General features: G+C 54.3%; 13 protein-coding genes. 3 read left to right on the top strand and 10 right to left on the bottom strand.

Annotated features, from left to right (window positions below; genetic code table 11):
- Positions 1 to 76: 76 nt before the first annotated feature.
- Positions 77 to 1,132: an MBL fold metallo-hydrolase gene (locus tag HV782_RS22010; RefSeq protein WP_123467046.1), complete on the top strand. Its 1,056-nt coding sequence runs from the start codon at positions 77 to 79 to the stop codon at positions 1,130 to 1,132.
- A gap of 129 nt (positions 1,133 to 1,261) precedes the next feature.
- Here the strand turns inward: HV782_RS22010 and HV782_RS22005 are convergent, their stop codons facing one another.
- Entirely contained in the window at positions 1,262 to 1,576 is a 315-nt protein-coding gene (locus tag HV782_RS22005; protein ID WP_186746613.1) for a helix-turn-helix domain-containing protein, read from the bottom strand.
- A gap of 93 nt (positions 1,577 to 1,669) precedes the next feature.
- Positions 1,670 to 2,437, bottom strand: coding sequence for an AraC family transcriptional regulator (locus HV782_RS22000; protein ID WP_186746611.1), 768 nt, complete (start codon positions 2,435 to 2,437; stop codon positions 1,670 to 1,672).
- Positions 2,438 to 2,549: 112 nt separating this feature from the next.
- Here HV782_RS22000 and HV782_RS21995 point away from each other — a divergent pair, with 112 nt between their 5' ends.
- Both HV782_RS21995 and HV782_RS21990 read left to right on the top strand, forming a co-directional pair.
- On the top strand, positions 2,550 to 3,365 hold the full coding sequence (locus HV782_RS21995) for a sulfite exporter TauE/SafE family protein (RefSeq protein ID WP_186746609.1): 816 nt from the start codon (positions 2,550 to 2,552) through the stop codon (positions 3,363 to 3,365).
- Between the two features lie 63 nt (positions 3,366 to 3,428).
- Positions 3,429 to 4,574: a hypothetical protein gene (locus tag HV782_RS21990; RefSeq protein WP_186746606.1), complete on the top strand. Its 1,146-nt coding sequence runs from the start codon at positions 3,429 to 3,431 to the stop codon at positions 4,572 to 4,574.
- Positions 4,575 to 4,577: 3 nt separating this feature from the next.
- Here HV782_RS21990 and HV782_RS21985 read toward each other — a convergent pair whose 3' ends face one another.
- The 8 genes from HV782_RS21985 to HV782_RS21950 form a co-directional block, all read right to left on the bottom strand.
- Entirely contained in the window at positions 4,578 to 5,561 is a 984-nt protein-coding gene (locus HV782_RS21985) for a hypothetical protein (protein WP_186746604.1), read from the bottom strand.
- A gap of 291 nt (positions 5,562 to 5,852) precedes the next feature.
- A complete protein-coding gene (locus HV782_RS21980; protein ID WP_128614976.1) occupies positions 5,853 to 6,083 on the bottom strand; it encodes a DUF7683 domain-containing protein in 231 nt (76 codons plus the stop codon).
- Between the two features lie 42 nt (positions 6,084 to 6,125).
- Positions 6,126 to 6,359, bottom strand: a complete 234-nt coding sequence (locus HV782_RS21975; RefSeq protein WP_128614975.1) for a DUF7683 domain-containing protein — start codon at positions 6,357 to 6,359, stop codon at positions 6,126 to 6,128.
- On the bottom strand, positions 6,356 to 7,549 hold the full coding sequence (locus tag HV782_RS21970; protein WP_128614974.1) for an S-type pyocin domain-containing protein: 1,194 nt from the start codon (positions 7,547 to 7,549) through the stop codon (positions 6,356 to 6,358). The genes HV782_RS21975 and HV782_RS21970 overlap by 4 nt, the downstream gene beginning before the upstream one ends.
- A 178-nt stretch (positions 7,550 to 7,727) precedes the next feature.
- Positions 7,728 to 8,441, bottom strand: a complete 714-nt coding sequence (locus HV782_RS21965; RefSeq protein WP_186746602.1) for an HNH endonuclease — start codon at positions 8,439 to 8,441, stop codon at positions 7,728 to 7,730.
- 769 nt (positions 8,442 to 9,210) lie between these two features.
- The gene (locus HV782_RS21960) at positions 9,211 to 10,185 is read right to left on the bottom strand and encodes a DUF4062 domain-containing protein (RefSeq protein WP_186746600.1); all 975 of its coding nucleotides are present in this window, start codon (positions 10,183 to 10,185) and stop codon (positions 9,211 to 9,213) included.
- Between the two features lie 69 nt (positions 10,186 to 10,254).
- Positions 10,255 to 11,505 carry a ribonucleotide-diphosphate reductase subunit beta gene (locus tag HV782_RS21955; protein WP_095126160.1) on the bottom strand — a complete coding sequence of 417 codons (1,251 nt, stop codon included), beginning with the start codon at positions 11,503 to 11,505 and terminating at the stop codon, positions 10,255 to 10,257.
- Positions 11,506 to 12,056: 551 nt separating this feature from the next.
- A complete protein-coding gene (locus HV782_RS21950) occupies positions 12,057 to 12,317 on the bottom strand; it encodes a DUF2790 domain-containing protein (RefSeq protein ID WP_027612631.1) in 261 nt (86 codons plus the stop codon).
- Positions 12,318 to 12,467 lie beyond the last annotated feature (150 nt).

Here is a 12,467-nt window from a genome sequence, read left to right as displayed (position 1 = left end):
GCGTGCAGCTCTGGCCATTTATCGTCCCACCGCGAAAAATCGTGAATTGCGCGGTTTTTCTGGAGTCATTTCAGTCATGGCCAATCCAGTTTCCCTCCCGGATAAAATTTCCACGCCTGAAGCCTCTCGACAGGATCAAGGGCTGTTCCGCAACCATGCGCCGGTGCGCCGCGAAGGCTTTCGCAAAATGCTGCGCATCATGTGGAACATGATCTTCCACAAACCGCGCAATACCCGACCCGCCGCCGCTATCCCGGTACAACCGTTGACCCGCGACGACCTCCTGGCAGCGCCCAACCACAGCGTGTTTCGCCTCGGTCATTCGACCCTGTTGCTGAAACTGCAGGACAAATTCTGGATCACCGACCCGGTGTTCGCCGAACGCGCATCGCCCGTGCAATGGGCCGGCCCCAAGCGATTCCACCAGCCACCGATCAGCATCAACGAATTACCGCCGATTGAAGCGGTGATCCTGTCGCACAACCACTACGACCACCTCGACTACGCGGCGGTACTGCGGCTGGCGGCCAAGACCAACCTGTTCCTGACTCCGTTGGGCGTCGGCGATACCCTGATCAAATGGGGCATCGACGCCAACAAAATCCGTCAGTTCGACTGGTGGCAGGGCACCGAAATCGCCGGTATCCGCTTCATCGCCACGCCGTCGCAACACTTCTCCGGCCGTGGCCTGTTCGACAGCAACAGCACCCTGTGGGCCTCGTGGGTGATGATCGACGGCGACACGCGGATCTTCTTCAGCGGCGACAGCGGCTACTTCGACGGCTTCAAACGCATCGGCGAACAATACGGCCCGTTCGACCTGACCCTGATGGAAACCGGCGCCTACAACGTCGAATGGCCGCACGTGCACATGCAACCGGAAGAAACCCTGCAAGCCCACCTCGACCTCAAGGGCCGCTGGCTCTTCCCGATCCACAACGGCACCTTCGATTTGGCGATGCACGCCTGGCATGAACCGTTTGACCGGATTCTGGCGCTGGCGTGGGAGCGCAGTGTTTCGATTACCACGCCGCAGATGGGTGACGCGTTCAATATTGCTCAACCGCATCGTGGCGAAGCGTGGTGGTTGGCGGTTGAAGGGGAGAGTGAGGGTGTGGCGCAGAACGCCTGACGCAAGCTGATATTGATTTGTGGCGAGGGCATTTATCCCCGTTGGGTCGCGATGCGGCCCCCTCTGTTCAATCAGGACAAGGGGTCTGCTGCGCAGTCCAACGGGGATAAATCCCCTCGCCACAGGTCCTTAATCAGCCATTGCATAATCCCCACGCCCCACCGATTTCGATGGCACGCCCATACTCGCACTGCGCCCCGGCGCAAACCCCGGAAAGAACACCAACCCCTGTGCCTCAAACCGATACGCCAACGCCAATCGCGCTGCATCCGCCACGTCCTGCTGCGCTTCAAACCGCTGGATGTCGTCCGCTGCGACCTCCGCCTCGCGCGACAGCTGTTCCACGCTCCAGCCCAGCATTGCTCGGGCCTGGACGCAGTGCGTCGGGGTGAACTGGAAAAGGGCAATGCGTTCGAGGATGTGGTTCATCGCAAGAGAGGCCATGGTGTGCTCCGGGCTCAAGAGTGCTGATTGAAAATGTACTGTGTTTTTGTACAGTTGTTTTCGGCCGGGATCAAACGCATTTTTTGATTTGCCCTAGTTCGCCGCCTCCAACCAGACGGACGGTGCCTGACCGAGCATGCGCCGGAACATCGTCGAGAACGCTGCCGGGCTCTCATAACCGAAGTCCAGGGCGATCCGCGTCACCGCTTCACCGGCTGCCAGCCGTGCCAGTGCCAGCACCACGCAAGCCTGTTGCCGCCATTGGCTGAAGCTCAATCCGGTCTGTTGCCGAAACAATCTGTTGAAGGTACGCAAGCTTATGTGCAACTGCTCGGCCCAGTGTTGCGGCGACTGATGCGCGTTCGGCTGACGCAGAAAGTTCTGACACAACGCCAGGAGTTTTCCGTCAGACGGCAGCGGAATGTGCAGGGGCAGGGGCGCGCTGCGCGCCAGTTCATGCAGCAACAGCTCGATCAGCACGCCATCGCGACCCTCGAGCTCATAGGCCAGCGGCACCTCCACCGCTTCCATCAACAGGTGCCGCATCAACGGCGAAACACTGATCACCTGGCAACGCGGTCCCAAGTCCACCGTCCCCGGCTCGATGTACACGCTGCGCGTGCTCACCCCCAGCATCAACACCTCATGCGCCACCCCCGGCGGAACCCACACCGCCCGCTGTGGCGGCACCACCCAGTTGCCGTCATGAGTGCGGACCTGCATCACTCCGGTCGCGCCATACAACAATTGCGCCCGCCGATGCGTATGAAATGGCAACAGCTGACCGTGGGAATAATCCGTACCAATCGCCACCACCGGGCGCGGCGTGTGATCCAGCAGATTGATCGAAACATTGCGCATCAAGCGTTTTCCGGTAGTTGGCGTAAACGCAAACATTATTGGCTGAGTTGCTGAAGCAGGCCAAGCCGCGTGGCTCTATCGTCGGCCGCTCGCCCTCATCGGATAACGCGCCATGTTCTACATTCTGCTGACCCTGTTCGGCTGCCTGACCGGCATCACCGCCGTCCTGTTCGGCTTCGGCGGCGGCTTCGTCGTCGTGCCGCTGCTGTATCGCCTGCTCAGCGCCAGCCACGGCGCCGACGACCCCATCGGCCAGTCGGCGATGCACATCGCCGTCGCCACCTCGACCTGCGTGATGATCGTCAACGCCCTGATCGCCACCGACAAACACCGCCGCGCCGGCAACCTGATCCGCCATTATTTGTGGCCGCTCGGCAGCTTCATCGCCTTCGGTGCGATCCTCGGAGCGATCGCGGCGGTGTGGGTCAGCGGCGAGGTCATTCGCTACGCCTTCATCGCCTACCTCGGCGTGACCATCATCGACTGCCTGCTCAGACGCGGCTTTCTCACCCGCAACGAAGGCGTCATCCCGCGCCGACTCAGCAGGACAGAAACGTCCGGCGGCGGTGTAGGCATCGGCGCCATCGCCACGTTTCTCGGCGTAGGAGGAAGCGTCATGACCGTACCGCTTCTGCGCCGTTGTGGATTGAGCATGTCGCAAGCCACGTCCATGGCTAACCCGTTGAGCGTGCCGGTGGCAGTGGCCGGGACGCTGACGTACATGGCGCTGGCCAGGTTCAGTCAGGCAGAGCTGGGGGCGTGGTTTGTCGGGTATGTGGATTTGCTGGCGTTCGCGGTGCTGACGCTGGGATCGTTGGTCGGGATTCGGTTAGCCACGCCGTGGATCGGGCGGATAGCGGATCGGGTGCATGCGTGGGTGTACATCGCTCTGCTGATCGTCGTCATGCTGGGCATGCTGCTTAAGTAGAGCCTCGATTCCTGCACGCATCCTCTGCATACTCCACAGCCTCATTCATTCAGGGATCGATCCATGCTCAAGGGACTGCTGCGCCTGGCGCCATACGCTGCGGCGCTGTTCACACTGATTTCCACTGCCCATGCTGAAGACGGCCGGCGCGTGTTCACCGGTACGCTGGGCAAGATGCCGATTGTGGTTGAGCTCAACACCACGCAGCAGGACGAAGTCACCGGTCGCTACTTCTATGAGAAGTATCACCGCGACCTGGAACTCAGCGGTTCGCTGCAAGACAGCACGTTGAGCCTGGTTGAAGGCAACAACCGCTATGGCGACGACAAACCGCTGCCGACTCTGAAGCTGAAAACCACCGCCAACGGTTGGCAGGGCGAATGGCAAAATCCCAAGGGTAAGAAGCTGCCGGTGCAACTGACCGAAGCCAAACTTCCTGCGCCAACTGCTACAACGCTGCCCTTTATTGCCACGTTGCCGAAGGACGATCCCTACGAGTATTTGCGCTTACAGGGGCTCAAGCTCAAGCCGGAGAAAAAAGAAACCTTCATGGGCTACGACCTGCAATGGTGGACGGAGCCTGAGTCGAAGGTTTCGTTGTTCAGTGTCGAGTCTGGCTACACGAAAGAAGAGCAACAGCGGATCAATCAACAATTGCTGGGACGACTTTGGAGTGAGGTCGTCAGTTATCACGCTTGCATGCTGCAAGGTGGAGAAAACGCCGAGCTATGGCAAAGCGTCGCGCCCACTTTCCTGTCGTCCGACGTAGTCAGCCTGAATATCAACACCGGTTACGATTGCGGCGGCGCGCACCCTGATGTCGGCAACTCACCGATCAATCTCAATGTTCATACTGGCGAAGCAATAAAGCTGGAAGACGTGCTTGGAGTCGGGCACGAAGGCTCTTCGGCCGGAGCCGGCGATGGCAGCCAGAGAGACGTGTTTGTGCAATGGTTGATAAACCAATTCACCTCGCTGTATCCCAACGAAATGAAGAAACCGGCCGAAGGTGATGAGGACAGTTGCGACTATACCGATGAAAACGTCTGGGTCGTTTCCAATTGGTACTTCACCGCGAAGGGTATTTATCTCGGGCCATATTTCCCTCGCGTACAACGCGGTTGCGATGAGCCCGAATGGTCGATCCTGCCGTACTCCGTCGTCAAACAACATCCGGGCGCGGTCGAACTGCAACTGCCCAAAGACTAACCGTCACGCCAACCCCGGCGCTTCCCGCACAATGAAGTGATCCAGGTTCTCGATGTTGGCACTGAACACCCCGAACGTCTGTTCGGGGTTCTTTTTGCTCGGCACCTGCTTCAACTCCGGCGTCACGCCATAGAAGAAACAGAACAACTCCTTGTCACTGTCGATCGCGTGCTTGATCTCTTCCAGAAACGCCTTGCGCTTGCGGTAGTTGTCGATCAGCTTCTTGCTCAAGTACACGTTCACCGAATAAGGCTTCTTCTTCGCCTCATCTGCCTGCTTGAACCAGACCTTCTGCTCGAAGTCGATGCGAAAACTCTGGGTGTAATCCTTGATCTCCTTGATCTTGCCCCAGTAAATCAGCCCCTTGTTGTCCGTCAGATACTCAATCTTCTTGAAGAACGAGCCATAAGGCGCTGTGTGCTCGCCGATCTTCAACGGCATGCGCTTGAGCAACTCCTTGTCGGCGAAGTTCGACACAAAACACTCCACCGGATGCGCAAACACACTGGTCTTGTCCGGAGCCGTCTCACGCCCCGGCGACTCTCTACCAATGTCCGCCGCCGCCCGAACCGGATCATCCCGCAACACATCCGCCGCCCCCGCGGGCGCAGCAGGCTTGCGCACATACGCACGCCGCGTCAGCAACAACTCTGATGGGAAATGCTCCTCCCGCCCGTCATCCGTTTCGCCATCCGCCGTCTCAACGCCAGACGCCGAAGCCTTCAAACTCACATAGGGACAACCCGCCACATGTTGCGTCGTGGGCAAGTTCTTGAAGTGCGGCGTGCGCACGTAATTCACGTTCTTGGCGTTGAACGTACCCAACTCGTTAGATGCATCGAACGCCGAGCGACAGGCATCGTTGGGGCACTGGAAATGCTCCTTGGCCGAGTCGAACGCCACCGTCTCATCAAAATTGAGATCGCGAACGTCATAGATCGACAACTTGTCGTCGAGGCTGAGGCAGTAGGCGAGATCGAATTTCATGGCAGGGCTCGGATCCTTGAGTGGGGGAGGGGTATTAATAGCGGGAGGTGGCGCGGCTTGCACTGATTGTTTTCAGGATGATGCTGGATTTGTGGGAGCCAGCCTGCTGGCGATTGGTGGCATCAACTCAATTTAGAATCCAGACACCCACCCAGCAGCAACACATTAAATTGTGGTGAGGGGATTTATCCCCGATGGGCAGCGAAGCTGCCCCAAACCCGGCAAACGCGAATTTTTAGCGCTGTAGGTTACTTGTTTGGCGACTGCATTTACCGGCGTCAGAACCATCGGTTACACATTGCAGCTGAGCTGAAATTTATAAGCAGGGTTATAAATTTCCTTCCCCAATAGCCTTTCCAAGGCTCCAAGCTGTCCGTGCGAGAGATCGTATCCCTCCCATCCTTCCTGCTCCTCCGTCCAACCCATGATGGTTTTTATCGTCTGGTCTGATCCACTTGGGAGTTCTATTTCAAATGCCAGGAAACCGCTTCCTCTATCAAATGCCTCGATTAGATAGATCATAGATCTACTGTTCTCGTGCCTTCGCTGAGCGGCCCTGAACTTTTAATTTCCATAGCTGGCGAGTTGGTAATCGTATTGAGGATCGTAGAAAGATTTTCCGGTTAACGTTTCCAATTGTGCTAGCTGCTGAAAATCAAGATCGTAACCGTAGAGTTCGTCTTCTGCGTCATTCCATTTCATGATGACTCGCAGCTGCTCGATATTCTCTGCCGAGATAGGCACTTCGAAAATCAGAGCTTCGGTGGAACGATCAAACGCATAAATTACGTGAGTCATGGTTCTATCCTTCTTTTTGGATCGGCCGGTTTGTTCTGCTCACCAGTGTCAGCATCGAATTCGCCCAGATGCCGACCGCGTTTGTCGTACATCTCTACAGCTCCATGTTGATAATCCCATTCCAGAATCAGCCCATCCTTGGTTTTCCAACGCATACGAGTACCTCGTCCTTTGACCCTGGTCTTCTGTTTTGCTGGTGTTGCGTCGGGAAACGCACTTAATCCTTTGGGTACCGGATGATATTTGTGATCAGAAAGACTCACCACAATATAAACCGGCCTTACCCCCGAACTCTCCGGAAACACCAGGATGAAATCCTTGTACTCCGGTGGGTAAACCGGATTAATAAGGATGTCGTTCGCCGCTTTCGTTGGCGGGTAAACCCAGATATGCGGTGCCTGCGGGGCGGCTTCCAGAGCAGGAATGCCAAGGATGTCGGAGCCGTCTGCGGCGGGTGTCCAGATCAGCTCGACGCCGTCACCCAGATTGGCGACGTACTGGCTGTCGCGAGTTTCCAGCTTCACGACATCGACCATTTCCCATTCGCGATTCTTGCCGGTGTAGAAGGCATAACCTTTGAGCGCGCCGTTGGTTTGTTGCTCGATGCGCAGGCGAACACGGGTGCGGGCCTGTTTGAGGACGCGCAATTGTTCTTCGGTGTAGAGAGCGCTGTCACCCAGGCTGGGCGTCCAGAGCAAAGCGACCATGCCGGTCATGAGTGCGGCACCGGTAGCGCCGATGGCTGCTCCGAGACCTACCGTTGGCGTGGCGAGTGTCGGGCTGCGAAGAGCAAGGCGCCCAAGGCCGAGTGAAACGGTATTGCCGCTGATGGTTTGCAGATTTTGCAGCCCGGCATCATCGGCCCCACGGGTACCGAGCAAGGCGAATTCGCCGTAATCCCTCAGGCTGTCGGTCGGCACCATCCCGGAGGGATTAGAGTAATCAATGATCGCGTCCGGCAGCTTGCAAGACTTCGCGAAAACGCATCCGGCCCGGACCGCCTCGTCTTTTTTGACAGCGGCCTGCCGACTGCGCTCAAACGCATCCTGCCGGGCCAGCATGGCCTCATAAGCGTTCTGCCTGGCTTCGCGCTCTGCCAGTTCGGTCGCGTTCATGAACCGGTAGGTGACGTGATGCCCGTCGCCTGAAGGTGGGTTCCTGACCCGGGGAATATCCTTTTTGCCAGCCACTGATCATCCTTTCGTTCATTTTTCGGTCCGCCGGAAAGAAGCCGGGCGACGTTAACGAAGGTGATGAATTGAGGCTGTAGGACGGGTCTTGGATGAGGTTGGGAGTTTTCGCTGTTTGATTTGGGTGTCAGTGCAGAGCCTTTAGGATGCTGGGATTCCTCGGCACAAGTTTGATCCTCTATTCAGGCCTCAACCGCTCGACTTTCTTATAAAACTCAGCGGTGAACTCTTTTTTATCGCTGGAATGGTGGCAACGACGATGGCAGTTCGGGCACAGCGCGACCGTGTTGCATATGCGGTCGGTTCCGCCATCAATAAGGTGCTTAACATGATGGACTTCAAGAAAGGGGCGGCCGTTTGCGCTAACGAATGGTGCGGTTTGCCCGCAACCTTCACAAATGCCTCGGGAGTGCTGGAGTACCCATTTTTTTACGCTCTGGGCGCGGGCAAGTCTCACGACAGTGGAGGTCGTCTCTTTAGGGTTTAGAACACCCACTGGCACTTCATTTTTTTGAGGCGCATTGACCTCGACCAACTGAAGAGGAGTAAATGTAATGGCCCGCTGTTCGCCTTTTCGTAATGCGTGGATGCCCTTCTTCGCGAGGAATTCCTTGATCCGTTTACTAACGCCAGAACCAAGGTTCTTTGCCGAAACGTAGCCAGTAATTCGCTGCTGCCCCAATTGCTCCATCACCGCAGAGATGTTCTGCATGCGGTACTCGACGGAGGAGGCACTGCGTTTGTTTAGCGGGCCTTCACGCAATAGACGGTTTTCGTCTGCCTTTTTGAATGGTTGGTTTTGCTGCTCAAGAGTCAACATCTTCAGATAAGCGTCTACCGAAGCCTCTAGCTCCTCATCGCTCCAGCCAGTCTTTTCTTTCGAGGTATCCATACAATTGCCGAGGCTCATAAACCTCTAACGATACTGAGTGCGGATTACCCCTGTCTAGGAAAATTCCTACAATAAATAAAGATGAATCCTGCTATGAATCTTACACGCGTATCGCTTAGCTATCGCCGTGGAGTAAATCGTCTGAGCGAGATCCTACGATTTCAAGGTTTTCTCTCGTTGTTTGCCTTGAGAGTGATTAGTTTTATTGTGTTTCAACTGCTTTATGGGGTGCCTGAAATAGCCAATTTACAAAGCTCGGCGCTGATCCTTGTCTAGTTTTTGACTATGTGCTTGTTCATATGACCAATACCATGTACGCAGAAAACGTGACGGGTTTAGAGAAGAGGCCATGGAAGAGAGGGGGAGTGACATTGATTGCAGACTTGCCATTGTCAGGAGCAAGTTGGTGGTACGCTTGGAATCGATTGGTTTATATGTGGGGGAGAAAGCTTTGGGTGCTGGTATGAATCTTTCTAGCATATACAGTGGTGAGTGAATTATATTTGACTTGCGGGTATATATCATGGGTTTGTTTTGATTTGGTAATGTTGGAGATTTCGTGAGGTGGTGGTTTCTCTCGGTTAGGATAGTTGGGGGAGGGCGTTCTTGATATGTCATTCTGATATTTTAGGGGGGGCTGAAATTATATCGTGCGCAGTGTGTCCTGGTTTTATTTATTTATTTATTTTCTTTTGATTGAATAGTTAAAATATGCCCCTCGTTTTTTAAAAAAAAGGGGCGTGGCAAATCTTGAATTGATTGGTCTTCTTTAAAAAGGAATGTCCGACTCGTCATCCTCATCAGGTGGGATGTGGTCCACTATTTTAACTAGAGATTCATTCCACTGGTCTGGAGTTAGTATTTTTAATTTGTTCTCGTCGTCGAACAGGGACTTACTTATTTTTAATAATTGATTTGGCGAGGTTTTCGAGTTGATCCACTCGCAGTACTCTGGTTCATCCCAGTATTCAGAGGGCACTGAAATAAAAGATCTCGCCTTGAGTAGTTCGTCGAGCTCCTTTTTGTTACAGAAAAAAACTCGATATGTTATTCCCAGTTGTGATCGTATTTCACTGAATGCAGGGTGGTTGGCTAACAGAATTTCCTTGAATGCTTGATCGCCATTTTTTCGTTCTTCTATTAAAAAATTTACTAACTGATTTAGAGTCTTGGATGTTGATTTTATTTCGTCGAGCGCAGTGATTTCCCGCTGTTTAGAATGCTCTGTTAGCAGTCTCTGAAATAATCCGGCCCATTGCTCCTTTAGGTACTCGGTTATATCCGAGCTTGTCTCAAAATTTGCAATAGGGTTGTTGATTGGTAAGCTTTGTATTTCCTCGATGAAATTGAATATTCTTCTATCATCCACAGAGGCGTATGATATTTCTTTGTGTTCTTTGTTTCTTTCGTAGGTTCTGAATTCGCTGTGAACGTTTTTATCAATAAAAATGTAGACTTGTTTTCCTAGTTCGATTGCAACTCTTAGTTCTGTATTGGATATAGAGTGTGAGTCGGATTTTGATTGCGAGCCAAACCTTCCTCCAATTATTGAAATTAAGATGTCGCTAAGCTGGATTTCTTTATAGCAATACTCTTCTAGCTTCTCTTTATTGCCGTATGGTATATGACCCCTTTCATTTAATATAGGGTCATATCCCTGGCTCTTGACGAAACGTTCGAGGTCAGCTCTAACGTTCTTCAAGTCAAAGTAAGTGGAGCTGATAAAAATCCTAGGTTTAGCCATAATAATCCCTATAAAAATCCCCGCTTATAGCGGGGATTTTGGTTTGCGGCATTAGTGTATAGTTTTCAATTAATCCCAGCTCAACGCCCCACCAGTCTGATACTCAATAACCCGAGTCTCAAAGAAATTCTTCTCTTTCTTCAAGTCCATAATCTCGCTCATCCAAGGGAACGGGTTAGTCGTCCCTGGGTACTCTTCTTTCAAACCGATCTGCGACAAACGACGGTTAGCGATGAACTTCAGGTAGTCCTCCATCATCGCCGCGTTCATGCCCAGTACGCCGCGAGGCATGGTGTCACGGGCGTATTCGATTTCCAGCTGCGTGCCCTGCAGGATCATTTGGGTCGCTTCTTCCTTCATTTCGGCATCCCACAGGTGTGGGTTTTCGATTTTGATCTGGTTGATCACGTCGATGCCGAAGTTCAGGTGCATGGATTCGTCGCGCAGGATGTACTGGAACTGCTCGGCGACGCCGGTCATTTTGTTGCGGCGGCCCATGGAGAGGATTTGGGTGAAGCCGCAGTAGAAGAAGATGCCTTCCAGCACGCAGTAGTAGGCGATCAGGTTGCGCAGCAACTCTTTGTCGGTGTCCGGGGTGCCGGTTTCGAACTTTGGATCGGAGATCGAACGGGTGTATTTCAGGCCCCAGGCTGCCTTTTTGGCGACCGATGGGATCTCGTGGTACATGTTGAAGATTTCGCCTTCATCCATGGCCAGCGATTCGATGCAGTACTGGTAAGCGTGGGTGTGGATCGCCTCTTCGAAGGCCTGGCGCAGGATGTACTGGCGGCATTCCGGGTTGGTGATCAGGCGGTACACGGCCAGGACCAGGTTGTTGGCAACCAGGGAGTCGGCGGTGGAGAAGAAGCCGAGGTTGCGCATCACGATGCGGCGCTCGTCGTCGGTCAGGCCTTCCGGGTTTTTCCAGAGGGCGATGTCGGCGGTCATGTTGACTTCTTGCGGCATCCAGTGGTTTGCGCAGCCGTCCAGGTACTTCTGCCAGGCCCAGTCGTACTTGAATGGCACGAGTTGGTTGAGGTCGGCGCGGCAGTTGATCATGCGCTTTTCGTCAACGGCGACACGGGCGGAGGCGCCTTCGAGTTCGGCGAGGCCTTCGGCGACGTCGAGGGAGTTCAGTGCAGCCTTGGCGCGGGCCACGGCGGCCGAGTCGTCGGCGGTCACGGCGCGGGCTTCGAGCGCGGCGGCGCCGCCGGCGTTGTCGAGGCGGTCCATGTTGGCTTCAGAAGCGTGGCCGGCGTTGGCGCCTTTCACTGCTGCTACTTCACTGTCTTCTTTGTCGAATTCGTCCCAGCTCAGCATGACGTGTCGTCTCCTGCGTGAGGGCCTGTCGCCCCGTGTGAAACCTGATGGTTGGTTGTTCACACGGTCGTACAGACCGCGTTGGATCTTAAGGAATCGTTTTTTGCAGCAGCTAAGGCAGGCAATAAAACAGAATTTTGTTCGGGGTTCCGAGAGCCTCTGACGGGCGCAGATCAGCGTTGACGCTGCTGCGGGGCTTCAGAATGGCTTTGATCCCTGTAAGGGAATATTGCTGACCCGATTAGGGCGGCATTATAGGGAAAAAAACACGGCTGTGCTGAGGCGAATCCGCGCATGGCGCGGTCGAGGAGGCTGGTTTTTCGATGAGAGTGCGGGTTTACAGGGCTTTGCCGGGGATAGATTTTTTTTCGTAAAAATCTCGGCAATGTGAATTTGCTCAAAAAACGAACAAAAAAAGCGGTTTTTCACTACATCTAGTGTTTTGCAAGCATTTTTGACGACCCCAGACACAACTGAGCCCGACCGAAGTCGGGCTGGAATCGACCCTCAAATGAGGCGCTGAGTGATCCGATTCGGTGCAGTCTCAATCATCAATTGGTGCAGCCGTTACCCATGACGCTGTAACGCAGGATGTGACGCTGACCTTTGGAGTCGTCGTATTCCATTTTGGCCGGAACCACTTCGCAAACATTCGGCACTTCGCTCATGGAGACAACTTTGGCGATGTCCAGGTGAGTGGAGTAAGTGTATTCCTCGATAACCGGTTGTTGCTGCGCGACATCAGTCGGAACCTCGTCTGCCATGGCGGTTGCGCACAGACTGCTGAGGGCCAGAACCAATAAAGCTTTCATTTCAAATTTACCTTCTTGAGGTCGAGTGGGGTCACGCAACCTTTTTAGGGTTGCGTGTGGAACTTCATCGTTTGCAGTTATTACTTGAGAGCTGGATTAACGGCCTTCGTGGGGGCTGTAACGTTGTTAATCGCGTTTGCCTTGTCGGCG

The organism is Pseudomonas monsensis (genome assembly GCF_014268495.2).
GTDB lineage: Bacteria > Pseudomonadota > Gammaproteobacteria > Pseudomonadales > Pseudomonadaceae > Aquipseudomonas > Aquipseudomonas monsensis.
The sequence above is the reverse complement of the archived record's forward strand: the minus strand, read 5'-3'. Positions and strand labels throughout refer to the sequence as shown.

Excerpts from the sequence above, each read along its gene's own strand:
- HV782_RS22010 (WP_123467046.1), top strand. The coding sequence starts at position 77 with ATGGCCAATCCAGTTTCCCTCCCGGATAAAATTTCCACGCCTGAAGCC.
- HV782_RS22005 (WP_186746613.1), bottom strand. The coding sequence starts at position 1,576 with ATGGCCTCTCTTGCGATGAACCACATCCTCGAACGCATTGCCCTTTTC.
- HV782_RS22000 (WP_186746611.1), bottom strand. The coding sequence starts at position 2,437 with ATGCGCAATGTTTCGATCAATCTGCTGGATCACACGCCGCGCCCGGTG.
- HV782_RS21995 (WP_186746609.1), top strand. The coding sequence starts at position 2,550 with ATGTTCTACATTCTGCTGACCCTGTTCGGCTGCCTGACCGGCATCACC.
- HV782_RS21990 (WP_186746606.1), top strand. The coding sequence starts at position 3,429 with ATGCTCAAGGGACTGCTGCGCCTGGCGCCATACGCTGCGGCGCTGTTC.
- HV782_RS21985 (WP_186746604.1), bottom strand. The coding sequence starts at position 5,561 with ATGAAATTCGATCTCGCCTACTGCCTCAGCCTCGACGACAAGTTGTCG.
- HV782_RS21980 (WP_128614976.1), bottom strand. The coding sequence starts at position 6,083 with ATGATCTATCTAATCGAGGCATTTGATAGAGGAAGCGGTTTCCTGGCA.
- HV782_RS21975 (WP_128614975.1), bottom strand. The coding sequence starts at position 6,359 with ATGACTCACGTAATTTATGCGTTTGATCGTTCCACCGAAGCTCTGATT.
- HV782_RS21965 (WP_186746602.1), bottom strand. The coding sequence starts at position 8,441 with ATGGATACCTCGAAAGAAAAGACTGGCTGGAGCGATGAGGAGCTAGAG.
- HV782_RS21960 (WP_186746600.1), bottom strand. The coding sequence starts at position 10,185 with ATGGCTAAACCTAGGATTTTTATCAGCTCCACTTACTTTGACTTGAAG.
- HV782_RS21955 (WP_095126160.1), bottom strand. The coding sequence starts at position 11,505 with ATGCTGAGCTGGGACGAATTCGACAAAGAAGACAGTGAAGTAGCAGCA.
- HV782_RS21950 (WP_027612631.1), bottom strand. The coding sequence starts at position 12,317 with ATGAAAGCTTTATTGGTTCTGGCCCTCAGCAGTCTGTGCGCAACCGCC.